The sequence below is a fragment of the Kribbella sp. NPDC055110 genome (genome assembly GCF_053607525.1).
The window spans coordinates 43,111-70,073 of the sequence record NZ_JBSGTS010000012.1 but is presented as its reverse complement, the minus strand read 5'-3'; the positions used below and the strand labels follow the sequence as shown (position 1 = coordinate 70,073).

Annotated in this window: 17 protein-coding genes; 11 read left to right on the top strand and 6 right to left on the bottom strand. The window is 68.3% G+C overall.

The features are described from left to right. The first annotated feature begins 8 nt into the window (after positions 1-8). A complete protein-coding gene (locus tag ACWF0M_RS20340; protein WP_452237244.1) occupies positions 9-1,862 on the top strand; it encodes a hypothetical protein in 1,854 nt (617 codons plus the stop codon). On the opposite strand, the gene ACWF0M_RS20335 is transcribed toward ACWF0M_RS20340, so the two are convergent. After that, positions 1,863-3,521, bottom strand: coding sequence for a hypothetical protein (locus ACWF0M_RS20335; protein WP_452237243.1), 1,659 nt, complete (start codon positions 3,519-3,521; stop codon positions 1,863-1,865). A 152-nt stretch (positions 3,522-3,673) separates the two neighbouring features. On the opposite strand from ACWF0M_RS20335, the gene ACWF0M_RS20330 reads away from it, so the two are divergent. From ACWF0M_RS20330 to ACWF0M_RS20315, 4 genes are read left to right on the top strand one after another with little or no spacing between them, the layout of a single operon-like run. Further along, positions 3,674-4,597: a carbohydrate ABC transporter permease gene (locus tag ACWF0M_RS20330; RefSeq protein ID WP_452237242.1), complete on the top strand. Its 924-nt coding sequence runs from the start codon at positions 3,674-3,676 to the stop codon at positions 4,595-4,597. After that, a complete protein-coding gene (locus ACWF0M_RS20325) occupies positions 4,587-5,468 on the top strand; it encodes a carbohydrate ABC transporter permease (RefSeq protein WP_452237241.1) in 882 nt (293 codons plus the stop codon). Before ACWF0M_RS20330 ends, ACWF0M_RS20325 begins: the two co-directional genes overlap by 11 nt. A gap of 19 nt (positions 5,469-5,487) precedes the next feature. After that, positions 5,488-6,789 carry an ABC transporter substrate-binding protein gene (locus ACWF0M_RS20320; RefSeq protein ID WP_452237240.1) on the top strand — a complete coding sequence of 434 codons (1,302 nt, stop codon included), beginning with the start codon at positions 5,488-5,490 and terminating at the stop codon, positions 6,787-6,789. A gap of 25 nt (positions 6,790-6,814) precedes the next feature. Next, complete coding sequence (locus ACWF0M_RS20315) at positions 6,815-7,927, top strand: Gfo/Idh/MocA family protein (RefSeq protein ID WP_452237239.1); 1,113 nt, start codon at positions 6,815-6,817, stop codon at positions 7,925-7,927. A 207-nt stretch (positions 7,928-8,134) separates the two neighbouring features. On the opposite strand, the gene ACWF0M_RS20310 is transcribed toward ACWF0M_RS20315, so the two are convergent. Continuing rightward, on the bottom strand, positions 8,135-9,541 hold the full coding sequence (locus tag ACWF0M_RS20310; protein WP_452237238.1) for a sensor histidine kinase: 1,407 nt from the start codon (positions 9,539-9,541) through the stop codon (positions 8,135-8,137). Between the two features lie 66 nt (positions 9,542-9,607). Beyond that, complete coding sequence (locus tag ACWF0M_RS20305) at positions 9,608-10,528, bottom strand: phosphotransferase enzyme family protein (protein WP_452237237.1); 921 nt, start codon at positions 10,526-10,528, stop codon at positions 9,608-9,610. Positions 10,529-10,742: 214 nt separating this feature from the next. Here ACWF0M_RS20305 and ACWF0M_RS20300 point away from each other — a divergent pair, with 214 nt between their 5' ends. Next, complete coding sequence (locus tag ACWF0M_RS20300) at positions 10,743-12,128, top strand: hypothetical protein (protein WP_452237236.1); 1,386 nt, start codon at positions 10,743-10,745, stop codon at positions 12,126-12,128. A gap of 21 nt (positions 12,129-12,149) precedes the next feature. Here the strand turns inward: ACWF0M_RS20300 and ACWF0M_RS20295 are convergent, their stop codons facing one another. Both ACWF0M_RS20295 and ACWF0M_RS20290 read right to left on the bottom strand, forming a co-directional pair. Then, the gene (locus ACWF0M_RS20295) at positions 12,150-13,352 is read right to left on the bottom strand and encodes a cytochrome P450 (RefSeq protein ID WP_452237235.1); all 1,203 of its coding nucleotides are present in this window, start codon (positions 13,350-13,352) and stop codon (positions 12,150-12,152) included. 216 nt (positions 13,353-13,568) lie between these two features. Then, a complete protein-coding gene (locus ACWF0M_RS20290; protein WP_452237234.1) occupies positions 13,569-14,792 on the bottom strand; it encodes an aldose epimerase family protein in 1,224 nt (407 codons plus the stop codon). A gap of 191 nt (positions 14,793-14,983) precedes the next feature. Between ACWF0M_RS20290 and ACWF0M_RS20285 the strand changes: the two genes are divergently transcribed. Next, positions 14,984-15,583: a cysteine hydrolase family protein gene (locus ACWF0M_RS20285; protein ID WP_452237233.1), complete on the top strand. Its 600-nt coding sequence runs from the start codon at positions 14,984-14,986 to the stop codon at positions 15,581-15,583. Between the two features lie 4 nt (positions 15,584-15,587). Then, positions 15,588-16,505 carry a GlxA family transcriptional regulator gene (locus ACWF0M_RS20280; RefSeq protein ID WP_452237232.1) on the top strand — a complete coding sequence of 306 codons (918 nt, stop codon included), beginning with the start codon at positions 15,588-15,590 and terminating at the stop codon, positions 16,503-16,505. 254 nt (positions 16,506-16,759) lie between these two features. On the opposite strand, the gene ACWF0M_RS20275 is transcribed toward ACWF0M_RS20280, so the two are convergent. Further along, positions 16,760-19,879 (bottom strand): glycoside hydrolase family 3 N-terminal domain-containing protein, encoded by a 3,120-nt coding sequence (locus tag ACWF0M_RS20275; RefSeq protein WP_452237231.1) that lies wholly within the window; start codon positions 19,877-19,879, stop codon positions 16,760-16,762. Positions 19,880-20,153: 274 nt separating this feature from the next. Between ACWF0M_RS20275 and ACWF0M_RS20270 the strand changes: the two genes are divergently transcribed. From ACWF0M_RS20270 to ACWF0M_RS20260, 3 genes are all read left to right on the top strand, one after another. Then, the gene (locus tag ACWF0M_RS20270; protein WP_452237230.1) at positions 20,154-21,995 is read left to right on the top strand and encodes a S8 family serine peptidase; all 1,842 of its coding nucleotides are present in this window, start codon (positions 20,154-20,156) and stop codon (positions 21,993-21,995) included. An 82-nt stretch (positions 21,996-22,077) separates the two neighbouring features. Next, complete coding sequence (locus ACWF0M_RS20265; RefSeq protein ID WP_452237229.1) at positions 22,078-23,040, top strand: LLM class F420-dependent oxidoreductase; 963 nt, start codon at positions 22,078-22,080, stop codon at positions 23,038-23,040. A gap of 188 nt (positions 23,041-23,228) precedes the next feature. Continuing rightward, on the top strand, positions 23,229-26,891 hold the full coding sequence (locus ACWF0M_RS20260) for a S8 family peptidase (RefSeq protein ID WP_452237228.1): 3,663 nt from the start codon (positions 23,229-23,231) through the stop codon (positions 26,889-26,891). Positions 26,892-26,963: the final 72 nt, after the last annotated feature.

Genomic DNA, 26,963 nt, shown 5'->3' with positions numbered 1-26,963 from the left:
GTTCAGTCATGCACGTCAAACGTCGTACCGTCCTGCTCGGCGCGGCCGCAGCCGCCGGGCTCGCGCCCGCGATGATGTCGGCACCGGCTGGTGCCGCCGGTCTCCCGCTGCTGGCGAGCCTGCCGGCCGGAGCACCCGATCGACGGCTGTTCGCGCCCGGAGAACAGCGGTTCGCGGGGTACCTGGTGATCCTCGCGCCGATGACGAACGACATCGTCGACACCAATCCGTACGGGTTCATGGGCGGCGGCTGGTGGCGCACGCCGTCGCAGCCGTTCAACTCGCGCGTGCAGGAACACGTTTTCACGCTGAGCTGGTTCTACGCGAACAAGCGGGCCTGGAACCCGTACTACCGCAACAACGCACTGCTCGGCCGGCTCGACGCAGCCCTGCAGCACTACCTGGGCCTGCAGAACCCGGACGGCTCGTGGCCGGAGTACTCCCCGGGTGAGCGCGGCAAAGCGTCCAGCGGTTTCGGGATCGGCTACCTCGCCAAGACGCTGGCGAACCTTCGCAAGGCAAACGCGTTGCCGAGCAGGCGGACGCAACTGGAAGGTGTCCTGCGCAAGGGAGTCGACTGGTACCTGGACCCCGGTAACTCGGTCGTCTGGGACGACCCGTTCGAGTACACGAACCAGGCTGTCGCCGGTGTCGCGAGCTCGGCGCTCACCCTGCGACTGCTGCCCGACCAGGCCCGCTGGACCAAGCTGCAGGACCGGATCCGGTTCGTCGCGAAGTGGGCGCAGAGCCCGGCCGGGTTCTTCTACGATCCGCGCGGGATGGACATCAACTACAACTTCGAGGTCATGCTCCCTGAGATGGCCGAGCTCTACCTGCAGACCAAGAACCCGCTGCTGATCTCGATGACGCGCAAGTTCTCCGACTGGTTCGGCTACAACCTGCTCCGCGAACCGGACGGCTCCGGCTGGCTCACGTACTACGCCGTCTCCGACCGGACCTCGGTCGCGTTCTACGACGATGTCGTCCCGGACCCGGACCGGAGCATCCTCGGCTCGCACTTCGTCCCCGCCGTCCCGGACTTCGGGGCCTTCTTCACGTCCCGCGAGGACAAGACGGCGACCCGGCAGGCGTGGGCCGCCGACGCCGCTCCGGTGCCGGCGCTGGCCAAGCAGGACACGTCGCCGCGCATCATCGCGCACGCGCCGTACGGCGAGACGCTGCCGACCCGGAGCGCCAAGCGGGCCGCGATCGCGAACATCCCGTACCTGCGACGAGACAACTTCACCGAGCGGCGCCACGACGACTTCGGCAACCAGGACTACCTCTACATACGGCGCCCCGGCCTGTATCTCGGCGCCTTCTTCGGCGAGCGGCAGGGCAGCGCGGTCAAGGCCGGGACCGGGTTCCTCTGGCACCCGTCGGCCGGCACCGTGATCCACGCGCAGCAGACCGCGACCGGCTGCTGGGGCACGGTCCGCGCCGGCAAGGCCGATGCCGAGAGCAACCTGATCGCGGAGTACCCGTCGAAGGACCGCGTCCGCTACCGCACGCCCGACGGCTCGGTGTCGACCGAACTCGTGATCGGCTCGCACTCGGTCAGCCGCCGGGTGACCGCGACGGGGGCCGCGACCGAGCAGGTCCCGCTGGTGCTGCAGCCGGGCGACGAGGTGGTCTTCTCGGACGGGACCGTCGTGCCGTACGGCGAGACCCGGACGGCCACTGCCGACGGCATCGTGATCCGTCGCGGCCCGGCCACGATCACGATCACCTGGTCGACGCGACGTACGGCGACGCTTAGCACCTCGTCGCGCACCTATCTGCGCGACCAGCGCCGCCGCGTCCACGTACTCCGGATTCCGCACGACGGCCTACTCGAAACCGTCGTGCGGACGGCCGGATAGTCAGGGGGTGCGCAGCTTCAGCACCTGGCGGCCTGGGGTGTGGCCGGTCAGGTATACGCGGAGTCCGTCCGGGGTGAGGCTGCCGCCTAGGTAGGTGTAGCGCTCGCCCGGGTCCATGGCTACCCGGGCGGCGCCGTTCCCCGGGCCGAACTCGATCCGGTCCGCGCCGACGGTGTAGCTCCCGGTCCCGGACGTCAGCTGGTAGTTGCCCGCAGCATCCAATGCTTCGACGCCGGAAAGCGTTCCGCCCGGGCGGAAACAGAGCTCGATCGCGTACGCCGTCGCGTCGCCGGCGAACTCGAACGCCAGGTCGTAGCCGTCGCCGACCTCGGCCACGGTCACCTCGGTCCGCAACGTCCGGTACTGCTTCGGCCGGTGCCCGAAATCCATTGCCGCGTAGAACCGGCCGTCCGGGGTGAGGGCGTACTGGCCGTCCGGACGGCGGTACCGCGGGGGGAGCGGCAGGTGGTACGGAACCTGGACCTCTTGGAACAGACGGAAGGAAGTCGCGCCCAGCCTGTGGAGTCCATCGCTGCGGAAATGCCCGGTGCTGAAGAACTGCGGCGACAGGCGGACCGAGTCGAGGATCGCCGCACCGTTGCGGAGCTTGAAGAACGTCGGGTTCGTCGAGAGGCCCGACGAGATCAACGGCAGGTCGTGGAAGTCGGTGCCGCCGAACACCGCCGCGGTCCGCCCTTCCCGCCGCATCCGAACGGATGCCTGCGACGGGTAATGCTGCACGAAGTTCGTCGGAGCCGGTGTCGCGGCCGGGAGAACTGCGGACAACTCCGGTCGCTCCAGCACCTCGGCCAGGAAATCGCCGAGCTCACCGGTCCCCTGCGCTTCGATGCTCTTGGCAACGGTCGTGAACCGCCCGTCGTGCGTGTGCAGTGCCAGTTCGCGGAACTGCGTCAGATACCACCAGACCTCTCGCACGCCCTTCTGGTCCTGTCGTCGCGACGCGGTCGTGTCCACCTCGCCGTTCGGCTCCAGCAAGTACAGCGTCACGTCGAGGTTCCGCCGTACGTAGTCCAGCAACTCCGGCTTCGCGCGCAGCCACGCGATCGTGAGGAGACACGGGTTCGTCACCTCGGCGGCGTACGTCGAACTCCGCTCGCTGTAGATCCCGTCCGGAGTCGCGTCGATGCCTTCGTCGAGCCAGTCGTCGATCCGCGCCACGTACCGCCGATCCGGGAACAAATGGTTTACCCGAGCCAGCGCCGCCGACACCTCCCAGCGGTGGTTCGGCGTATGCACGCCACCCGAAGCCAACGCCGGCCCGGCCTTCTTGACCACCGACGCCAGCGTCGCGCGTATCGGCGCGGTCTCGGCCTGGTCGTCCGCGTCGAGCAGCGCGTACAGCATGCACACGTCCTGGATCGCGAAAGCGCTGTCCGGCGGTGAGTGCAGGCTGCCGACGTCGTACAGGCCGTCCTCGTGCTGCCGCGCGGCGAGCTGGTCGACCAGCCGGGCGAGCGGTCCTAGGAGGGTGGCGTCGTGGTGGTACGACGACCTTCCCCAGACGTAGCTGGAAACCAGTCGACGGGCGTTGCGGGCCACGGTCCGGACACTGTCGGAAACGTTCGGAAAGTTGCCGAGCACGAGCGGAATCTGTTTCCGGTTCGCTTCGGTCAGCAGGGTCAGGAAGTCCTCGTCCACGGTTGCTACCTCAGCACAGGCGGTCCGGATCCGGTCATCTCCTACACCGATGAACTATTGCGGGAACCGGTTTCTTGTACTAGTTTGACCGGCCAGGGCAAGCGCTTTCCGAGGCGTCGGGCCGGAGGCCGACGGGGAAGAAACAGGTGATCATGAGTGCGCTAGGTGAGCTCGGCAGTCTCCGGGGTAAGAAATCGCCCGGCCAGAAGAAGGACAACCTGGCCGGGTACCTGTTCCTGGCGCCGTGGTTGCTGGGACTGTTCCTGATCACGATCGGGCCGATGGCGGCCTCGCTGTACCTGTCCTTCACGGACTACAACCTGATCCAGGCGCCGCAGTGGATCGGCCTGGAGAACTTCACCCGGATGCTGTCCGACGAGCGGCTGCACAACTCGCTCCGGGTGACGTTCACCTACGTGTTCGTCTCGGTCCCGCTGCAGCTGGCGATCGCCCTGCTGCTGGCCGTCGTACTCGACCGCGGCGTCCGCGGGATGGCGTTCTACCGCTCGGTGTTCTACCTGCCGTCGCTGCTCGGCTCGAGTGTCGCGATCGCGATCCTCTGGCGCCAGGTGTTCGGCACCACGGGCCTGCTCAACCAGGTGCTCGACATGTTCGGCATCGAGGGCAAGGGCTGGATCTCCGACCCCAGTACGGCGCTCGGCACCCTCGTCGTACTGAACGTGTGGACGTTCGGATCGCCGATGGTGATCTTCCTGGCCGGACTGCGGCAGATCCCGATGATGTACTACGAGGCCGCGTCCGTGGACGGCGCCGGCGTACTGCGGCGGTTCTTCAGCATCACGCTGCCGCTGCTGACGCCGATCATCTTCTTCAACCTGGTGCTGCAGATCATCCACGCGTTCCAGTCGTTCACCCAGGCGTTCGTCGTCTCCGGGGGCAGCGGCGGACCGTCGGACTCGACGATGTTCTTCACGCTGTACCTCTACGACCGGGGCTTCGGGAACTTCGACATGGGCTACGCCTCCGCGATGGCGTGGTTCCTGCTCGTGATCATCGGGGTCTTCACCGCCGCGAACTTCTTCGCCTCGAAGTACTGGGTGTTCTATGACGACTGAAACGCTCCGAAGCACCGTGGCCGCGCGGCCGGTCCGGATTACCTGGTCCCGGATCCGGCCGCTGGTGATCCACGTGCTGCTGGCCGGCTCCGCGCTGGTGATGCTGTACCCGGTGATCTGGATGGTGGTCAGCTCACTGCGCCCGGGCAACGAGATCTTCCGCGATCCCGGGATCCTGGTGAAGGACCTGCGGATCGAGAACTACCGGGTCGGCTGGCACGCGCTGACCGAGCCGTTCACCCGCTACCTGCTGAACTCGGGAATCGTGGTGCTCGGTTCGATCCTCGGCAACCTGGTGTCCTGCTCGATGGCGGCGTACGCGTTCGCCCGGCTGGAGTTCGCGGGCAAGAAGTTCTGGTTCGCGATCATGCTGCTGAGCATCATGCTGCCGATCCACGTGGTGATCGTGCCGCAGTACATCTTGTTCTCGCACCTGGGCTGGATCAACACGGTGCTGCCGCTGATCGTGCCGAAGCTGCTCGCCACCGACGCGTTCTTCGTGTTCTTGATGGTGCAGTTCATCCGCGGTATCCCGCGCGAGCTGGACGAGGCCGCCCGGATCGACGGCTGCGGCAAGGCCTCGATCTTCCTCCGGATCATCCTTCCGCTGATGGTCCCGGCGCTCGCCACCACGACGATCTTCACGTTCATCTGGACCTGGAACGACTTCTTCAGCCAGCTGATCTACCTGACCGACCCGCACATGTACACCGTCCCGGTCGCCCTCCGGTCGTTCGTCGACTCGACCTCCAGCTCGTCCTGGGGCTCGATGTTCGCGATGTCGGTCGTGTCCCTCGTCCCGGTCTTCCTCGCCTTCCTGCTCGGCCAGCGGTTCCTGATCAAAGGCATCGCGACCACCGGCATCAAGTAACCCCTGAAAGGTGCACCTCATGAGGCACATTCCACGCGCCCTGACAGCCCTGGCGCTGGCCACCACATTGCTGGCGGCGAGCGCCTGTGGTGGCGACTCCGGTGGTGCGTCGTCGTCCGCGGACGGCGGCAAGGTCACGCTCCGATTCACCTGGTGGGGATCGGATACCAGGACGAAGCTCACCCAGCAGGTGATCGACGCGTACCAGAAGGACCATCCGAACGTCACGATCAAGGGTGAGTTCGGCGAATGGTCCGGCTACTGGGACAAGCTCGCCACCACGGTCGCGGCGAACGACGCTCCGGACATCATCCAGATGGACGAGAAGTACCTGCGCGAGTACGCCGACCGCGGCGCGCTGCTCGACCTGAAGAAGGCCGACGGCCTGGACACCGGCAAGTTCGAGCCGGACACGCTCGGCGCCGGTGAGTTCGACGGTGGCCTGTACGGGCTGAACGCCGGCATCAACTCGTTCGCGGTGGTCGTGAACCCGGCCGCCTTCAAGACCGCCGGCGTACCGATCCCGGACGACAGCACCTGGACCTGGGACGACTTCGCCCGGATCGCCGCGGAGATCACCACCAAGACCGGCGGGAAGATCACCGGGACCGGCACGCTCGGCGGCAACGAGGCCGGCCTGAACCTCTGGGCCCGGCAGAACGGCGAGTCGCTCTGGACAAAGGACGGCAAGCTCGGCGTCTCGCCGGAGAAAACCACCGACTTCTTCAAGTACATCCTGAAGCTCCGGGACGCGAAGGCGATCCCGTCGGCCGAGGCGGTCTCGCAGGACATGAACGCCTCGCTCGACCAGTCAGCGTTCGCGACCGGCAAGCTGGCGATGAGCTTCATCTGGAGCAACCAGCTGCTCGCCTTCAGCAAGGCGTCCGGCCAGCAGCTCAAGCTGCTGCGGATCCCGAGCACCGACGGCAAGGCCGCCGACAACGGCTCGTACTACAAGGGCTCGATGTTCTGGTCGATCTCGGCGCGGTCGAAGCACCAGAAGGAGGCCACGGAGTTCGTGAACTACCTTGCCAACAACCCCGCCGCTGGTGGCGTGCTGCTCGCCGAGCGGGGTGTGCCGCCGAACACGGAGATCCGTTCCGCGGTGACGTCGAAGCTGCAGCCCGCCGACGCCGCGTCCGCGAAGTTCATCCAGGACATCGGCAAGGAACTCGGTGACCCGTCGCCCGCGCCGCCGGTCGGTGGCGGTCAGGTGGAGAAGATCATCCAGCGCTACACGACCGAGGTACTGTTCGGGCGGCAGACGCCGGAGGCGGCCGCCAAGGCGTTCCTGGACGAGGTCAACGGGGAGCTCAAATAGTGTTGCTGACGGCAACTGATTGCCGATGACGGGGGCCCGCGTGGCCGTGGTGGGAATCCACGGCCACGGCGCCTCCCATGTCCGCAACGTCGCCCGGCTGGCGGAGGCCGGCCGGGCCGAACTGGTCGCGGTCGCCGATCCGCAAGGCGCCGAGGACCTGCCTGTGAGCGTCCAGGTCTTCAGCGGTCTGGACGAGTTGCTCGCGGCGACCGAGGTCGACGTCGTGGTGATCTGTACGCCGATCCAGACGCACGTCCCGCTGGCGGAGCTGGCGATGCGCGCGGGCGCCGACGTACTGCTGGAGAAGCCGCCGACGGCGTCGATGGCCGAGTTCGAGCAGCTGTCCGCGGTGGTGGCCGAGACCGGGCGGGCGTGCCAGGTGGGCTTTCAGGCGCAGGCGTCGGAGGCCACGCTGAAGCTGGCGGCGATGGTTGCCGAGGGGCAGCTCGGCGAGATCCGGGGCATCAGCGCGGTGGGGAAGTGGGTGCGCAAGGCCAGGTACTTCCAGCGTGCGCGGTGGTCCGGCAGGCGGCGGCTCGACGGCATCGATGTCGTCGACGGCGCGGTCACGAACCCGCTCGCGCATGCGACCGCGGCGGCCCTGCTGCTGGACGGTTCGACCGGCGTGGACGACGTACGGTCGATCGAGACCGAGTTGTACCGCGCGAACCCGATCGAGTCCGACGACACCTCCGCGGTGCGGATCACGACCAGCCGCGGTACGCCGATCCTGATCGCGGTCACGTTGTGCGCCGTCGACCATCTCGAGGCGTCGGTGATCGTGCACGGGTCGGAGGGGCGCGCTGTCCTGACGTACCAGGCGGATCTGATCGGCGACACGAAGTACGGCCGGGCCGATCTGTTGGAGAACCTGCTCGCGCATCGGGCGGATCCCACGGTCCCGCTGTATGTGCCGCTGGCCGCGACGGGTGGGTTCACCCGCGTGGTCGAGGCGGTGCGGACGGCGCCGGATCCGGTGCTGATCGCACCCGAGCTGGTGCGATGGGAAGGCGAAGGACTGGAGCGCCGGCCGATCGTTCTCGACGTCGAGAAGTGGATCGACCGGGCCTCGGACGAGCTGGCGCTGTTCAGCGAGATCGGGGCGCCATGGACAAGGCAACCACGGGAGAGTTCATGAATCTCGGCTGCAACCACGCTGTCGGCCGGTCGACAACAACGGCTCGCAGGACCACGACCGGGTCGACGCGTTGGACGTGTCCGACGACGAGGCCGGTGCCGCGCAGCGGCGGGCGCAGGATGTGGGGGTCTCGGCCACGACGTGCCGACAGGGTCCGGTTCGCGCACCAGCTGTCCTGGCGCACGTGGTGGGGGAACTACAGGAGCTCTAGCGGGGGAGGGCGAGGGTGAAGGTGGTGCTGCCCGGGGTTGAGGTGAGGGTGAGGGTGCCGTGGTGGGCTTGGGCTATGGACTGGGCTAGCGAGAGGCCCAGGCCGGCGCCGCCGGTGGAGCGGTTGCGGGCGGTGTCGGCTCGGGTGAAGCGCTGGAAGACGTTGGGGAGCAGGTCGGCGGGGATGCCGGGGCCGTCGTCGTGGATGGTGAGCAGGGCGGAGCGATCGCTGCTGGTGGCGGCGACCGTGACCGTCGTGCCGGGCGGGGTGTGCCGGCGGGCGTTGGTGAGCAGGTTGGCGACGACTTGATGCAGGCGCTGCTCGTCGCCGATCACGATGATCGGTTCGGCCGGCAGCTCGAGCTCCCAATGGTGGCTGGGGGCAACGATCCGCGCGTCGGTGACCGAGTCGCGGGCGAGCCGGGACAGGTCGACCGGGCGGCTGTCGAGCGGCCGGCCGGCGTCCAGGCGGGCGAGGAGCAGGAGGTCCTCGACCAGTGACGCCATCCGGGTGGTCTCGACCATCACCTTGCCCATCGCGTGCGTGAACAGTTCGGGGTCGCCCTGGTGCAGGCTGAGCTGGGCGTACCCGTGGATCGTCGTCAGCGGCGTACGCAGCTCGTGCGAGGCGTCCGCGACGAACTGCCGGACCTGCTGCTCGCTGCGATGACGCGCGTCGAGGGCGTTCTCCATGTGCCCGAGCAGCGTGTTCAGCGCGACCGCGACCTGGCCGACCTCGGTGCGTTCGTCCGTGAGCTGATCCGGCACTCGTGCGGTCACCCCGATCTCGCCGGTGTCGAGCGGCAGACCGGCCACCTCGCGCGCCGTCTGCGCGACGCGGCGCAGCGGCCGCAATTGACGCCGTACGACGAACACCGCGACGCCGCCCGCGGTGAGTACGCCGATGCCGCCGAAGAGCGCCTCCCACCCGATCAGGCTGTTGATCGTGTTCTGGATGTCCTTGGTGGGGAGCCCGGTGATCACGGTCACCGCGTCGACGGTGGATGCGTGCACCCGGTACTCGCCGAGATCAGGCAGGTCGACCGTACTGTTCTCGCCTGCGGCCACATCGTCGAGTACGCCGATCGCCTGGTCGCTGAGCCCGGTCAGCTTCCCGTCGGCGGTGATCACGTTGCCCGCCACACCGGTCGGGGTCAGGTACAACGTCACCGTGCCCGCGTCCTGCCCGTGCGGCGCGTCCCCCGGCGGCCCGTTCAGATCGCCCTTGGTCAGCGCGTTGATCGCACGGCCCTGCGTCGCCTCCACCTTCCCGTCCAGTTGCCTGGTCAGGTACGAGCCGATCGCGGCGGTCGTCAGCGCGCCGATCACGAGACTCATCACCGCGACCAGCATCACCATCGCCGCCGCGACCCGCACACTCAACGAACGCGCCGCGACCTTCATGCACCCAGGATGTGCGGCCAGTCCTGTGACCCGCTTGGCGTTTCCTGGGACCTTCCTGTGAAGCCACTAGAGCAGTACGTCGGCCGCCGCCCGCAACCCCTTGAGCTCGGCCGCGGCCCAGCCCTCGCCCCGCGATTCTGCACCGCGCCACCGCGGCTTGTCGACGAGATGGAAGTACAGGTTGAAGATGCTGCCGACGACCTGCAGGTACGGGATCGCCGTCTCGTCCTCGGGAGTGATCGGCCGCTGTTCGGCGTACCCGGACCTGAACGCGTCCCAGTGCGGTGTCGTCGCGACGCCGCCGAAATCGGCCGCCAGCGGGCCGATCGCGGCGAGGTCGTAGTCGAGGAGGAGGAGTCCCTGATTGGTCAACAAGACATTGTCCAGCGTGACGTCGCCGTGGCAGGTTCCTGCCTTTGAGTACTGCGCGAGGTTGTTCCGTACAGCACCTGCAAGGGACCGGAGCAGGTTTTCCTCCGTGTCGTCCACGGCGAGGATTTCTTCGAGCGGCTCGTCCAGCTGGTGAACGAGGTCGGCGGGCGGACGATAGTACGGCGACGTGTAGTTCTCGGCGGCATCGTGAAATGCGGCGAGTTGCCGGCCGAAGGCGGCGTACAACTCGTCGGTGAAGGGCGGTCGCGGCTTGGTGCCCTCGACGTACCCGAGCAGGGTGAACGGCCGGGGACCTTCGGGTGACTCGAGGAGGCCGACGGTGTCTCCGTCGGGTAGCGGGAGGACCGGTGGAGCGAGTACGTCGCACGCGCGCAGATGCTCCGAAAGCCCTGTCTCCCAACGGATTTCGTCCGGTCCGCGGCCGCCGTACCGATAGAGCTTGAGGACGTAACGGGCGTCGTCGGTGGCCAGCTCGTAGACATCGTTCACCAGCGAACGGAGCAGCGTGCAACTGGTGAAGCCGAGGTGGTAGCGCGTGCCGAGCTCCGCGGCCAGCGCCTCGGGATCGGGGAGCGAGCGGAGCGTCGGGATCATGGAGCCGACCCTACGAATCCCGTAGCCGGACCTGCAACGCGTTTGAATTGACAGGTTAGAACCGTGGTAAGAGTGGGGAGGTTCGAGACGTTTCCGGATTCGCCTCCCCTTTCGGGGCCGGAAACCGGTAGCCTCTTGCAGCGCGCTATGGGGGCCGCCGTACCACCCACCCGACGAACTGCCGGAGAGCCCAAACCGGTCAGGAGTGCACGTCTTGCAGGAGAACACCAGCACAACCAGTACTGGCGAACTGGTCAACGTACCCCTCACCGGTGCGGACAAAGTCGCCTACGCTTTCTACGCGACCGCGGCTGCCGCGGCGCTGGTCGGCCAGGTCTGGGCCGGCGTGACCCATATCCCCTGGCCGGACAGCGGCTTCTCGCAGCTGCTCAAGATCGTCCTCGTCACCCCCGCCGTCGCGGTGCTGGAACTAGGTGGTGTCGCGACCGCGGCACTCGCCGACCTGCGCCGCCGCAAGGGTGAGCAGGCCTACGCGTACCGTGCGATGTCGTTCTTTGCGGCACTCGTCGCGGTCGTCTTCAACGTGGTCGGCCACTGGCGTCCGGAGGAGCGGTTCCTGGCCTTCGGCTTCGGCGGTCTGTCCGCGTTCGCGTACGTGCTCTGGCTGATCCACAGCTCGGCCCGTCGTCGCGACGCACTGCGCCGTGCGGGGCAGATGCGCGAGACCGGTCCGGTGTACGGCGTCGTCCAGTGGGCCCGTGAGCCGCGGGTCACCTGGCTGGCGCGGTCGCTGGCGATCGAGCACGGCTACGGCCTGTACGAGAGCCTCCGCGCGGCCCAGCACCAGATCCGGAACAAGAGCCGCCGGGACGCGATCGCCGGCACCGTCGCGGAGTACATCCGTTCCGAGCACCAGGACGAGCGGCTGGCGAAGATCGCCGAGACGACGTACGACCCGGACCGGCTGGCCGGGATGCTCGAGGAGCGGATCAACTACGAGGTCATCACCAACAAGCTGACGAAGGCGATCTCGCCGCCGCCGGAGCAGCCCGAGGACCGTCCCGCCGTACCCGCCGCCGTGTGGGTGCTCGAGGGCGGCCAGCCGCGGCGTGCCGACGGCAGCGGGGTAGGACTGCGGGACGACGACGCCTGGACCGGCGAGCTGATGGCGATCGTCGACCAGGACCCGACCGACAGCGGGAACGTGTCCGAGGCGGTCGTCGTCGAGGACGAGAGCGAACCGCAGCACGTCGTCAGTGGTACGGCGGGCGGCCTCAAGCCGCTGGCCCCGCAGCCGAAGGCCGAGCCGGTCGTCCAGAAGCCGCAACCGCCGTCTCCGTTCGCGACGGTGACGGACACCGAGCCGCCGGCGCTCATCCGGACACCGAAGGTCGAGCCGGTGCTGCCGGACCCGGCACCGGTCGTCGTGTCGAAGGCCGAGCCGGAGCCGGCGGAGGAGCCCACCGAACTGGAGAAGAAGCGCATGCGCGCGTGGAACATGCTGGCCGACTGGCCGGAAGGGCACGAGCGCACCGCGGCGAACCTTGCGCGGGCTGTCAGCTGCAGCGAGCCGATGGCGAAGCGCTTCATCGAGCAGTACGAGACCGAGCACGGTCTCGTGTTCAGCTCGCAGAACTGAAGCATCAGGTGCCGGTGGACCTCAGAGGTTGAGGTTCACCGGCAGTTCGGCGAGACCGCTGACCAGCACGCGACGCCACTCGAGCTCTTCGGCGGGCTTCGCGAGGCTCATCCGCGGAAGGCGCCGGACGAGTGCCGCCAGTGACTCCTGCAGTTCGATCCGCGCCAGTTGTGCGCCGAGGCAGAAGTGCGGTCCGAAGCCGAAGGACATGTGCTTGTTGTCGCGGCGATCCAGCCGTAGTTCGTCCGGAGCGTCGTACGCCCGCGGGTCCCGGTTCGCCGAGTTGAGCGCGGCCATCACGCCTTCACCGGCCTTGATCTGTACGCCGTGCAACTCGACGTCCTCGATCGCGACCCGGAGTTGCCCGACCTCGCTGAACCTGTTGAACCGCAGCAGTTCCTCGATCGCCGACGGGATCAGCTCCGGCTCCGCGACCAGCCGCGCCCAGTTCTCCGGCCAGCGCAGCAGCGTGGCGACACAGCTCGAAATCTGGTTCGCCGACGTCTCGTGGCCTGCGACCAAGAGGTTCACACCGAACGCGATCAGCTCCTCCTGACTCAGCCGGTCGCCCTCCTCGCGAGCGCGCACCAGCTCGTCGAGAAGATCCTCCGCGGGACCCGAGGTGTTCGCGAGCTTCTTCGTGACCAGATTCTCGATGTACGCCGTGAGGTTGGCCATCGCCTCCTCGACGAGGTCCTTCTCGGCCATCTTCATGCTGTACCCGAGCTCGGTCCACTCCCGGAACTCCTCGCGGTCCGCATACGGTACGCCGAGCAGCTGGCAGATCACCTGGATCGGCAACGGCAACGCGACCAGTTGCCTGATGTCGGCGCCGTCGCCCGCCTGCGCGACGTCCTCGGCGAGCTGCGCGGACAGCTCGGCGACCCACGGCCGGGTCTGCTCGATCTTCCGGTGCGCGAACGTTGGCACCACCAACCGTCGCAGGCGGCTGTGCTCCGGCGGGTCGGTGGTGGTCAGGCTGTTCGGCATCGGCTTGGCCAGCGCGACCCGTGGTGCACCCTGCTTCACCACAGCGGCGCGCGAGAACCGCGGATCGGCGAGCACCAGTTTCACGTCGTCGTACCGCGTCACCAGCCAGACCTCGGCCCCCGCGAGCGTCCGCACCCGCGCCACCGGCCGGTTCTCCCGCAACTCGGCGAACGTCGGCGACGGATCGAACCGAAACGCGTCCTCGAACGGAATCTGCAGCACGGGCTCGCTCATGCCCCAACCCTATGCAAGTTAGGTAACCCTTGCTTAGGCGGCCAGCGCGTCGCGGGTCAGAGCTGTGCGTCCGGGTCGCTCGCCACTGACCGCGAGCATCGTCGGCGCTGGCGGGGTAGGCGGAGACCGGACTCCCAGGCCATCACAAGTGACGACCGGCGCCACCGTCAGGCGGGGCCGGTCGTCGGTGGAGCAATTGTGATGGCCTCGCGGTTCCTACTTCGTGCCGAAGCTGTAGATGGTGGTGGATTTGTAGGTCTCGCCCGGGCGGAGGACCGTCGACGGGAAGCTCGGGTGGTTCGGGGAGTCCGGGAAGTGCTGGGTCTCGAAGGCGAAGGCGTCGCCCTGGCGGTAGGCCTTGTTGCCGATGCCGAGGAACGTGCCGTCGAGGAAGTTGCCGCTGTAGAACTGGACGCCCGGCTGGTCGGTGAGCACCTCGATCGTGCGGCCGTGCTCCGGTTCCCAGAAGCGCCCCGCGAGCCGCAGCCCGTTGCTGTCCGGCTGCCCGCCGATGACGAAGTTGTGGTCGTACCCGCGGCCGAAGATCAGCTGCTGGTGGTCGCCGCGGAGCCGGGCGCCGATCGCGGTCGGTCGGCTGAAGTCGAACGGCGTACCGGCGACCGGGGCGATCTCGCCGGTGGGGATCAGCGTCGCGTCGACCGGCGTGTACTTCGGCGCGTTCAGCTCCAGCACGTGGTCGTAGATGGTGCCGTTGCCCTCACCGAGCAGGTTGAAGTACACGTGGTTGGTCAGGTTCACGATCGTCGCCTTGCCGGCCACGGTCGCGTGGTAGTCGATCCGCAGGTCGTCGCGCTTGTCCAGCGTGTACGTGACGGTGCTGGTGAGCTCACCAGGGAAGCCCATCTCACCGTCCTGGCTGACGTAGGTGAACGCGACGCCGACGGACGTGTCGGTCTGCACGACATTCGCCGTCCAGATCTTCTTGTCGAAGCCGAGAGTGCCACCGTGCAGCGCGTTCTCACCGTTGTTGACCGGGATCTGGTACGCCGTCCCGTCGAGGGTGAACTTGCCCTTGGCGATCCGGTTGCCGTACCGCCCGATGGTGGCGCCGAAGTACGGGCTGAGCGCGGCGTAATCCGGCAGGTTGTCGAACCCGAGGCTGATGTTTGTGGTCTTGCCGTGGCGGTCCGGCGTCTCGACCCGCTGGATGGTCGCGCCCCAGGTGAGCATCGAGATCGTCACCCGGCCGTTGGTGAACGTGTAGACGTCCACCTTCTGGCCGTCCGGAGTGGTACCGAACGGGTCCTTGCGGATCTCGAGTTTTCCGTGGTGTGCAGCCATGGGCGTCAACTTATCCGGCGTACTCGCGGCCTGGGTACTCGCGTTCGCGGTCGTGCTGAGAGCGCCCGCGGCGGCGGCACCGAGGCCCAGTGCGCCGGCGGTCCGGAGGACCTGGCGGCGGGGCAGGTGTTCGGGCATCGCAATCCCCTCAATCGTTGTAGAGACCAGACCTGGGCACGATAAGCACGCCGCAGCAGTGTTTGGAACAGTTCGGAACGGTGTGAATTCGTCCGATCTCTCGGGTCGGTTGACGCCCGTGACCAGATCGGTCCGGTCCGGGGCTCGATCGAGCCTTCAGCGGTACGCCGTTCGCGCGCGAGGATGAGGTCATGAGCCGAACCGCACTGATCGTGATCGACGTCCAGGAATCGTTCCGGGTCCGCCCGAACTGGCAGCTGGTGAACCACCCCGACATCGCCGAGCGAGTGAACCGTCTGGTGCAATCCGCCCGGGACAAGGGCGATCTCGTCGTCTGGGTGCTGCACACCGAACCGGGGACCGGTGGCGCGTTCGACCCGGCCAACGGGCACGTCCAGCTGATCGACGGACTCGAACCGTTGCCGGGCGAGCCGATCGTCACCAAGACGTCGCACAACGCCTTCACCACAACGAATCTGCAGCAGTTGCTGACCCAGCACGGTGTCGCCGAGATCGTTGTCTCCGGCATCCGTACCGAGCAGTGCTGCGAGACCACCGCACGGGTCGCGTCCGACCTCGGGTACGACGTCTTGTTCGTCACCGAGGCGACCGCGACGATGGCCTTGGCGCACTGGTCGATCCGCGACGAGGCCACCGTCGAGGAGATCCTCGCCGACCCGCGGACGCTGACCGCGGAGCAGGTCGTCGAGCGCACGGAGTACGCGCTGGCCGGCCGTTTCGCCACCATCCGGACGCTCGACGAGCTCACCGGCGTACCCGTGTCATCCTGACCGAATGCGCCCTACTCGCGTCGTCTTCGTACTGGTGCCGAGGCTCCACTTGCTGGATCTCGCCGGGCCGGCGCAGGTGTTCACGACGGCGAACGACTTCGGGTACTCCTACGACGTCTCGTACGTCGCCGAATCCGAGGAGATCGCGACCGCTCAGGGCGTGCCGTTGCGGGCCCAGCTGGAGTGGCCGGAGCTCGATGCGGGGGACCTGGTCGTCGTACCGGGATGGCGGTCGCCGCGGTTGTCGCCGGAGCCGCCGATCGGACCGGAGTTCCGGGAGCGACTGCGTGCGCACCACGCGGCGGGCGGGTCGGTCGCGAGTGTGTGCTCGGGGGCCGACGCGCTCGGGTGGGCGGGTCTGCTCGACGGGCGCCGATTCACGACCCATCACGACCTGACCGACGCGTTGGCCGCCCGCTACCCGCGGGCGATCATCGTGCGGGACGTGTTGTACGTCGAGGACGATCGCGTCATCACCTCCGCCGGGATCGCGAGCGGTATCGACCTCGCGCTGCACTTGGTCGCGGTCGGCCGTGGCGCCGAGGCGGCGGCCCGGGTCGCGCGCGAGATGGTCGTGTACGCCCGCCGCAACGGCGACGAACTGCAGGAGTCCGCGATGCTCCGCCACCGTGACCACCTCAGCGACCTCGCCCACCGCGTCCAGGACGTCATCGACGCCCGGTACGCCGACCGCCTGCCACTGACCGACCTGGCCGGACAGGTCGGCGTCAGCGAACGTACCCTCACCCGCATCTTCACCGCCGCCACCGGCCTCACCCCGCTCCGGTACCAGCAGCTCCTCCGCCTGGAGCGAGCCGAACACCTCATCGGCCACGGCACGACCGTCGAATCCGCCGCCCGAACCGTCGGCTTCGAGGACGCCCGAATGCTCCGCCGCCTCCGCGGCCGAACTCCCGTCTAGATCCGTCTAGACCGGAAACAACTTTTTCCGGGGGTCGCACGTCTACTCGTACAACCAAGCTCGCGCGGCAGGCGGCGGCGAAGATCAGCCGCTGACGTTCCGCGGGGGAAGTCGCGCGGGGGAAGGCGCGGGCGGAAAGGCGACGGGGAAAGCGCGCGGGCGCGAGGCCCTGGGGGATCTGGGGCGGTGGGTCTCGTGCGTGGGGTGTGGTGGTCGGGGCGGATGAGGGGTCACCGCCCCGACCATCACGGGTACTAGCGCGTTGCCGCCGTCAGGTTCGTGACCGCGGTGCTCAGCTGCCCGCTGAGCAGAGCGTGGTCGGCGTCGGAGATGAGCTTCGACGCCGGCTCGGTCACGTTCTGGCCGACGTGGTTCTGCGCGATCCACCGCGCCACGCCGACGACCGCATCGTCCTCGGCGAAGGCGTCCGCCTTCGTACGCTCCAGGAACTTGGCGGACTGGGCTGCCGCGGCCAGCGCGATGGTTGCCTGCGGCCCCGACCAGTCGCGGACCTGAAGTGCGGCACTCGCCGCGATCCCGGCCGCCACCGCGTACGGATCGTGCTTGTGCAGCAGGGTGTTGCGGGCTTCGGTCAGTGCGGCACGCGCCGCGGCCTGGGACGTGAGGCCCCAACCGAACGGGTACTGCGGGTTGTAGGACGCATCGCCGACGTTCAACGGCTCCTGGTCCTCCGCGCGCGGCCAGCTGACCGGCAGGCGACCGCTGAACGGGACCTTGCCGAACAGCACGTCCGCGACGCCGGCGCCTTCGGTTCCGGGCAGCCACGACGCGACCAGTGCGTTGATCTTGCCGAGCTGATCCGCGATCACCTGCGGACGACCGGACACGATCAGGACAACGCACTTCATCGCGGCGCAGACCTTGTCCACGGCGGCCTTGTCGGCGTCCGAGAGCAGCAGGTCGTGACCGTTGCCGACATCCCCGATTCCTTCGGCGTACGGGCGTTCGCCGACCACGACCACGCCGACGTCGTGACCCTCGAGCGGCGCTGACGCGTCCGCGCTGAACGTCGCGTCCGGTACCACCTGCTTGATCCCGTCGAGGATCGTCGTACCCGTGGTCGTCGCGCCCGATCCGCCTTGCCAGCTGATGCTCCAGCCGCCCATCTGGTTGCCGAGATCGTTTGCGTTGCTGCCGGCGACGTAAACCTTGGCGGTCGATGCCAGTGGCAACAGATTGCCGTCGTTCTTCAGCAGTACCTGCGACTTCGCTGCAGCCTCGCGCCCGACGGCGCGGTGTGCGGCCGACCCGATGGTCGCGGCGTTGGTCGTGTCGGCGTACGGGTGCTCGAACAGACCGAGCTTGAACTTCTCGGTCAGGATCCGGCGGACCGCGTCGTCGATCCGGGTCATCGGGATCCGACCGGCGCCGATCTCCTCGGTCAGGCCCTGGGTGAAGCCCTGGTAGTTCGTCGGCACCATGATCATGTCCAGGCCGGCGTTGATCGACGTCCGGATGTCGCTCGCGTAGTCGCCCGGCAGTTGGTCGATGGCCTGCCAGTCGCTGATCACGAACCCGCCGAAGCCCATCCGCTGCTTCAGCACGCCGTTGATCAGCTCACCGTCGCCGTGCATCTTGACCGGCGCGGCGCCGTCGACCGACATGCTCGAGTACGACGGCATCACGGTGCCGATGCCGAGGTCGACGGCGGTCTTGAACGGCGCGAGGTGGATCGTCTCCAGCTGCTGCCGGGTCACCTGCGTGACGCCCTGGTCGATCTTGTACGAGCCGGTCGTCGAGCTGCCGTACGTCGTACCGCCGTCGCCGACGAAGTGCTTCGCGGTCGCGAGGACGTGGTTGTTCCGTGCGAGCTGACTGCCGTCGGCCTTGCCCTGCAGGCCGGTGATGACGGTCGCCATCGACTGTACGAGCGCCGGATCCTCGCCGTACCCCTCGTACGCGCGGCCCCAGCGGTCGTCGCGGACCACGCACACGCAGGGCGCGAAGTCCCACGGGATGCCGGTGGCGCGGACCTCGGTCGCGGTCACCTCACCGGTCCGCCGGGCCAGGTCCGGATCGCGGGTGGCGCCGATCCCGATGTTGTGCGGCAGGATCGTCGCGCCGATCACGTTGTTGTGCCCGTGCACCGCGTCGACGCCGTAGATCAGCGGGATCTGCAGCCGGGTCGCCTGCGCGTTCCGCTGGAAGGTGTCGATCATCGCGGCCCAGGCGGCCGGGGTGTTCGGGGTCGGGACGGAGCCGCCGCCGGACAGCAGCGAGCCGAGCGCGTACGACGCGATGTCCGAGCGGGACCGGAGCGCGTTCCGCTCAGCCTGGGTCATCTGTCCGACTTTTTCCGAAACAGTCATCCGGGCGAGCAGGTCGTCGACCCGTTTCCTGATCGGGAGGTTCTTGTCCAGGTACGGCAGGTCGTGCGCGTCGATCACCACGACCGGCTGGGTCTGCGGGGCCTTCGCGCCGGTCACCGTGAGCTCGAGGGGAACGGTTTCCGCGACCTCGGCGGAACTGTCCTTCCGAGTGGTCACGGAAACGTTCTGGAACGTTCCGGAAACCGTTCCGGCCGGGAACGTGATCGTTCCGGAAACCGGCGTGTAGTCATCCGGGCCGGCCGTTCCGGTTCCGGTCTTGTAGTCGACCGTGACCGGCTCCTCGAGCGGCGTACCGCCGGTGGTCGCGACCGTGACCTTCACCTGCGCGGTCCCGCCCTCCTTGACCGGGTACACGTCCGAGTCGGTGACGACGCTGTTCTTCAGCGCCGGGTCGGCCTTGCCGTAGACCTCGACCTGGTCGATCGCGAACTCACCCGGTGCGCCGGCCGGCATCGTGAACGCGTAGCCCCACATCTGGGTCAGGTTCAGGATGTGGTCGATACCGCCGACGGGCTGGTAGTCGCCGCGGTACACGAGCTCGCTGAACGGGATCTCGACCAGGTGCCAGCCCTGCCAGTCGTCGGTGAAGCTGGTGTTCCACAGCTCCGACGCCTCCGCGTTCGCGCCGCCGTCCTTGATCTCGAAGAAGATCCGCTTCCCGGAGCCGGGCGGAAGCGGAGCGGTGTTCTGCCCGTACCACCAGAACCGGATCCCCTTGTACGGCGACCAGTCGCCGGGATTCACGTCGTACGTGACGTCGTGGCTGAATCCGCCCCAGCCGCTGATGTTGTACGTCCCGTGCAGCACCTTCTCGCCGGCCGGCGCGTCCGCCCGAGTCTGCAGCTCGAGCGTCGGCGGGTCGTCCGCGTCACTGCCCCAGGTGAAGATCCCGGCGTTCGGCGGCGCTGCGAACGGCTCTGCACCCTCGAACGCCGCCAACGTCACCGGGGCCGGATCGTCGGCCGCCGCCGGCGTCGTCACCAGCAGACCGCCCACCAGGGCCGCCGCCGCGACAACGGCCACCCGCCGCCTCCGGCGATCCACGGATCGAGAACCAGACCACCAGAGCATGGCGACTCCTCACAGCAACACAGAGCGGGGACACAGAACGGGGGACACAGAGCACTCGGGCCCGACTCTCAGCCCTCCCCGAACCCGGGTCAAGGCCTCGCCGGTTCCGGAACTAGAGCGCTCTCACGCGCTCGTGGTCGGATCGATAGACACAAAGACTGGACAGTCCGTCGGTGCGTAGATGACTGTGGGGTCGCAACCGCCCGTGTAGGGGGAGAGGACACCGATGAAGCTTCGATATGTGCTGGGCAGCGTCATGCTGATCGTTCCGATGGCGGTGGTTGCGGTGGTCTCACCGGCGACCGCTGCGGAGCCACCGGACCCGGCAGCAGCCCAGGCGGCAAAGACCGCACAGAGCAAGATCCCGTCGATGTTGCGGGAAGCCGCGACGCTGGCCGCGCAGGAGCAATCGAGCGTGCAGGCTCGCTCACTGAGCGTCGAAGGCAGCAGCGTCGGGGTCCAGGTGTACGCCGCCGCGCCGGTCACCGCGCAGCAGCAGGACGACCTCACTGCACTCGGCGTCTCGGTCCTCAAGAACTCCGCGGACTTCCCGGCCGTCGCCGACGCCGATCTTCCGAGCACCGGGCTGGTCTCCGCCACGGTCCCGTACGACAAGCTGGACGCCGTCGCGGCACTCGGCTGGGTGACCGCCCTGCGTCCGTCGCTACGGCCCGCTGTCGACGTCGGCCCGATCACCGCAGAGGGCGTCCCGCTGCATCAGGCGGACAAGGCCCAGGCGAAGGGCCTGACCGGTCGCGGTCAGAAGATCGGCGTGATCTCGGGTGACGCCGACCATGTCGCGGATGCAATCGCCGCGGGTGAGCTGCCGGCCGACACCGAGGTGCTGCGGGCGGCGCCGTACGGCAACGACGAGGGCACCGCGATGATGGAGATCATCCACGACCTCGCGCCGGACGCGAAGCTGACCTTCGCGAGCACGCTGGACAGCAACGCCGACTATGTCGAGGCGTTCCACGTCCTCGCGCGGGCCGGCGTCACGATGATCGCCGAGGACATCGCGCTCGACGACGAGCCCGCGTTCCAGCAGGGCCTCGGCGCCGCAACGGCCGAGGCACTCGCCAAGCACGGCATCTGGGTCAGCTCGTCGGCCGGGAACCTCGGCAACCGGCATGCACCGCGCGTCACCGCGACCGGCACGGGCAAGGGCGCGGACGGTGTGACCGGGCCGTTCACCGGCTGCAAGAAGGCGCCCGACAACGTGGTGCAGTTGCGCGGCAGCGACACGACGTACGACCTCAATCTGCTGCCTGGCGCCGGGATCCGGCCGACGCTGCAGTGGAGCGAGCCGCGGGCGATCTACCCGACCGCGGGTCAGGGCGGGTTCACCGATCTCAACCTGTACCTGATGGACAGCACCGGGACGAAGTGCCTCGCGTCCAGCGACGCTGTCCAGGCGAACGGTGTCGGCGACACTATCGAGCAGTTCGAGTACTTCAACAAGACGACCGCGGCGCAGCGCGTGAAGCTCGTCGTCGATGTCGAAGGCACCTCGACCGCGCGGAAGGCCCCGATTCTCGATCTGCGCTGGCGGGCGCTGGCGTCCGGCGTACAGACGCTCGACCCGCCGGACCGGGCCGGCTCGATGAACCCGGACTCGAACTACACCGTCTTCGCCACCAGCGCGGGGGCCGTGAACGCGAGCGTGTCGACCGACCCGAAGACCTCTCCGCTGGAGCCGTTCAGCGCCGCAGGTCCGACGCAGCTCGTCAGCACGACTCGCTGCCCGGGTGGTCGGCCCGGTCCGTGCACCGGGATCCCCGGCGCGGGTGCGCTGAACTTCCCGGCGCCTAACTGGCTCGCTGGCGACGGCGAATCGGTCAGCGGCGCAGGTGGCTTCGGCTCCGGGACCTGCCCGACCACGACCCAGGGCGGCTGCCGCTTCTTCGGTACGTCGGCCTCCGCGCCGACTGCTGCCGGCGTAGCGGCGCTGACCCGGCAGGAGTTCGGCGGCCGGCTGGCACCGGTTGCGTTGAACGCGCTCCTGTCGGCCCGCGCCGTACCCCGCAGCGGGCCTGGCACAGGGGCGGGAGTCCTCAGCGCGAATTAAGAAGCTGTAGTGGTCTCATTGAGAACGAATTCAGTACTCGTATTCATGGACCGATGCTGCCATCCCCGGAAAGGATGGCAGCATGACTACACGTTTCGGGGTATTCGTACCGCAGGGCTGGAAGATGGACCTGGCCGGCATCGCCGATCCGATCGAGCAGTGGGAGGCGATGACCGCGGTCGCCCAGCGCGCCGACGAGCAGTCCTGGGACTCGATCTGGCTGTTCGACCACTTCCACACGGTGCCGGAGCCGAGTGACAACACCACCTTCGAGTGCTGGAGCGCGACCGCGGCGCTGGCCCGCGACACCAAGCGCGTGAACATCGGCCAGATGGTCGGCTGCAACGGGTACCGCAACCCGTCGCTGTACGCGAAGATCGCGTCCACCGTCGACGTCGCCAGCCACGGCCGCCTGTACGCCGGGATCGGCGCGGGCTGGTACGAGCACGAGTGGAAGGCATACGGCTACGAGTGGACCGACGTACCGCAGCGGATGGCGGCGTTCCGTGAGGCGACCGAGATCATCTACAAGATGTGGACCGAGGACAAGCCGGTCTACAACGGCAAGTACTACTCGATCGATGCCCCGATCAACGAGCCGAAGGGCGTCCGCAAGCCGCACCCGAGCTTCTGGATCGGCGGCGGCGGCCCGAAGGTCACGCTGAAGCTGGTCGCGCAGTACGCCGACGCCGCGAACATCGGCGGCGGCAACCCGGAGACGTTCAAGGAGAAGGCGGACATCCTCCGCGGCCACTGCGAGAAGCTCGGCCGCAACTACGACGACATCATCAAGTCGACGAACTTCAACGTGTTCCCGATCGACAAGGGCGACGACCCGCAGAAGGCGACCGAGAAGGCGCTCGGCCCGATGAACCGGGAGAAGTTCGACCGGGACAACTTCGTCGCCACCGAGGACGAGATCGCCGACAAGGTCGAGGCGGTCCTCGAGGCCGGCGCCGACTACGTCATCTTCTACGTCCCCGGCGTCGCCTACGACCTGGACCTCCTCGAGCGCGTCGAGAACGTCACCAAGCGCTTCGCCTGACTTTGAGAACCCACCAACCAGATTTCGGCGCGGTTTTTGGTTGGTGGGTTCTCAAAGTGGCCGGTATCGGTCATGGCGGGTGTAGGTCAGGGGGATTGGTGGACCGGGGGTGAGGGTGGCTGCGAGGGTCGTTCCGACGGCCTCGCGTGGGTCGGGGCGTCGGGAGGTTTCCCCCTGTGATGTCTCGAATGTCCCGGTCCGCGGCCGGGCTGCTCGCCGCGGTGGTCGCCGGTTCCCTGCTGCTGACGACCACCGCGGCGAATGCCGGCCCGCCCGATGTACCGGCCGGCCCCGCAGCGTCCAATCCTGGGACCAACCCGACGACCAACCCGACGCCCGGCGCGAGCAGCAAGCGGATCACACTCGTCACCGGCGATGTCGCCGAGCTGACCACGAGCTCCAACGGTCAGGTCTCGGCCCGCCTGCTCGACGACGAGCCGTACTACTTCGGCACCTTCGACGGAGACCTCACGCTGGTCCCGGCCGACGCGTACCCGCTGCTCTCCGCGGGCCGCCTCGACAAGCGCCTCTTCAACCTGACCGAGCTGGCGGCGCAGGGGTACGACGACGCCAGCAACGCCAGCCTTCCGCTCCTTATCACCGCGCCGACGAGCATCGCGCCGAGTACGCCGGCCGCTGCGACGTACCGCCGTACCCTCGCCAGCGTCGGAAGCACCGCGGTGACCGTGCAGAAGGCGGACGCGAAGACGTTCTGGGACGGCATCAGCGGACCGACGACGTTCAAGTCCAGCCAGGTGACGAAGATCTGGCTCGACGGTCGCACCCACGCGACGCTCGACCGGTCCACGAAGCAGATCGGCGCCCCGACCGCCTGGAAGCAGGGGTACGACGGCCACGGCGTGAAGGTCGCCGTCCTCGACACCGGGTACGACGCCGGCCACCCCGACCTCGCGAAGCAGGTCGTCGCATCGGAGAGCTTCGTCCCCGACCAGGCGGTCCAGGACCTGCACGGCCACGGCACGCACACCGCGTCGATCGTCGCCGGTCTCGGTACGGCGTCGGACGGCCAGCGGAAGGGTGTGGCGCCGGGTTCGGAACTGTTGATCGGCAAGGTGCTCGACAACAGCGGCGGCGGGTACGACTCCGAGGCGATCGCCGGGATGGAGTGGGCCGTCCAGCAGGGCGCGAAGGTCGTCAGCATGAGCCTCGGCGGCTGGCCGTCCGACGGCACCGACCCGATGAGCGAGGCCGTCGACCGGCTGTCGAAGTCGAGCGGCGCGCTGTTCGTGATCGCGGCCGGCAACTCCGGCGCCGAGGAAACCGTCGGATCTCCCGGTTCCGCGTCCGAGGCGCTGACCGTCGGCGCGGTCGACCGGGACAACAGCCTGGCGAAGTTCTCCAGCCGCGGACCGCGCCTCGGCGACGGCGCCCTGAAGCCCGAGGTGACCGCTCCCGGCGTCGAGATCGCGGCCGCACGCGCCGCCGGCACCGAGCAGGGCCATATCCTCGGCCAGTACTACACAGCGATGAGCGGTACGTCGATGGCGACGCCGCACGTCGCCGGTGCGGCCGCGATCCTCGCGCAACGGCACCCCGACTGGACCGGCCCGCAGCTGAAGGCCGCTTTGGCCTCGACGGCTGTCCCGTCGGCCGGCGCCCGCACGGACCAGCAGGGTCTCGGCCGGATCGACATCCCGAACGCGCTCGACCCGACGGTCCTCCCGGACACCGCCAACCTGTTCTTCGGCGACCTGTCCTGGACCGGCCCGACCGCCCCCGCGCCGGTCACCCGCAAGGTTGCCTACCGCAACAACTCGAACCGCTCGGTGACGCTGGCCCTGTCGGTCGACGCACAGTCTCCGGCGGGGGTGGAGGCCGGGCTGACGGTGAGCCCAGCCCGGCTGACCATCCCCGCCGGTGCTACGGGGTCCGCGACGGTCACCCTCGACCTCGCCAAGACCCAGTCCGCCAAGTACTCCGGCGTACTGACCGCGCGGAGCGGGAACACCGCGGTCCGGACCGGTCTCGGGTTCGCGGCCGGTGGACGGCTGAACCAGGTGACCGTGAAGGCGATCGGCCGCGACGGCAAGCCCGCCACCACGGCTGCTGGTGCGAGCGGCGTCCAGCTGTGGAACCAGGACACCGGCGACGTCAGCGCGATCGCGTTCGACGAGACCGGCAGCCGCACCCTCGACGTACCGACCGGCCGTTACAGCGTGATGGCGTACGCCGTCGGCGGCGACGAGGCGGACTGGGCGAACTCGATCACGCTGCTCGGCGATCCGGACGAGTGGATCGGCAGCGACCGGACGTTCACGTTCGACGCCCGGACCGCGCACAAGGTGACGATCAAGACGCCGCGACCGGCCGACGCGCAGAGCATCGGGATCGCCTGGCACCGCAAGGTCGGTGACCGGGACGCCGTCTCCGGCTGGGCGTACAACGGCCGGGTCGCGGACGGCGTCTACGTCCAGGACTTCGGAAAGGTTGCCAACGGCACCTTCCAGGTCGTGCAGCGCTGGGACCTCGCGCAGCCGAAGCTGACCGTCGACGTCAACGGCGTCCGCTTGTCCACCCCGGCCGAGGGATCGCAGCGGACCGTGTACGTCGGGAACGCGAAACTCCCGCTCTACAACGGCGGCGACGGCACCGCGGCCGAGCTGACCGGCGCCAAGGACGCCGCCGTACTGATTCGGTGGGGTGGCTTCGACAAGACGACCGCACAGGTCAAGGCCGCGAAGGCGGCGGGCGCCAAGGTGGTGTTCCTCTACAACGAAGAACCCGGCTTCTGGTCGACTGGCACCGAGCAGGGCGTTCCGCTGTACCTGTTGCGATCCGAGCAGGGCAAGCAGTTGCTAGCAGCGCTAGCGAAGGGTCCGGCGACGCTGCAGTTGAGCGGCCTGCTCGACAGCACCTACCGGTACGACGTCGCGATCGGCCCGTCGGTCGTGAAGGGCGGACTGACGTACGACGTCGCGAAGATGCGCCCGGCCGCGGTGACGACGGACTTCCAGCGCAACGACGCGTTCTGGCTGCATCGGGACCAGCGGGTCGCGCACCTTCCGGGGCTCTCGACCGGACTGTCGGCGTCACGCGTGGTGGCCGGGGCGGTGAAGCGGACCGACTATCTGGTCACCGACCTGAAGGGCGTCACCTGGGACGAGACGACGTCCGCGGGGGAGTGGAACGAGACCGGTTTCGAGTCCACGATCACGCGGTCCTACCGTCCGGGTGAGCAGGTCACGCGCGGCTGGTGGGAGTCGCTGACGCGTCCCGCCGTACCCGGATTGTCGGATTCGCCGGGTGACGAGGCGCAGGGCTGGCCGCCGGCGCGGTTCGAGAACGCGCTGCGGATCGCGATTCCGCAGTACGTGAGCGGCGACCGGACCACGTTCGGCTGGGGCGACCGCGGCGACGTGACGAGCATGAAGCTGAGCAGCAACGGGGTCGAACTGGGCAGCAAGAACTGGTCCGTCGCACAGTTCACGGTCCCGGCACGCGTCGCCTGGTACGACCTGACGCTGGACCAGAAGCGCGGCCCGAACAGCTGGGCGAAAACGTCGACGTCGACACACACCCAGTGGCACTTCCTCTCGGTGCCGTCCAAGAGCCGGGTCGTGCTGCCGCTCGTTCAGGTCGACTACAAACACGCCAACGGCTGGCTCGAGCTCACCCCGCGCTACCAGCCGGGCGTGCGCGGCGTGGGGATCTTCCGGACCACAGCGGAGATCTCGTACGACGGGAAGACCTGGAAGAAACTGTCGCTGCGCGGGATCGGTACCGTCCGCGCCCAGGTGCCGGCCGGTGCGTACCCGAGCATCCGGGTGACCGCGACGGACCTGGTCGGCAACAGCATCACCCAGACCATCGACCGCGCCTGGGTCGGCTGAACGTTAAAAAAGGGCGACGCCACGAAGCGGGGGGGGGAGTGCTCCGTGGCGTCGCCAGAGGCGCGCCAAGGG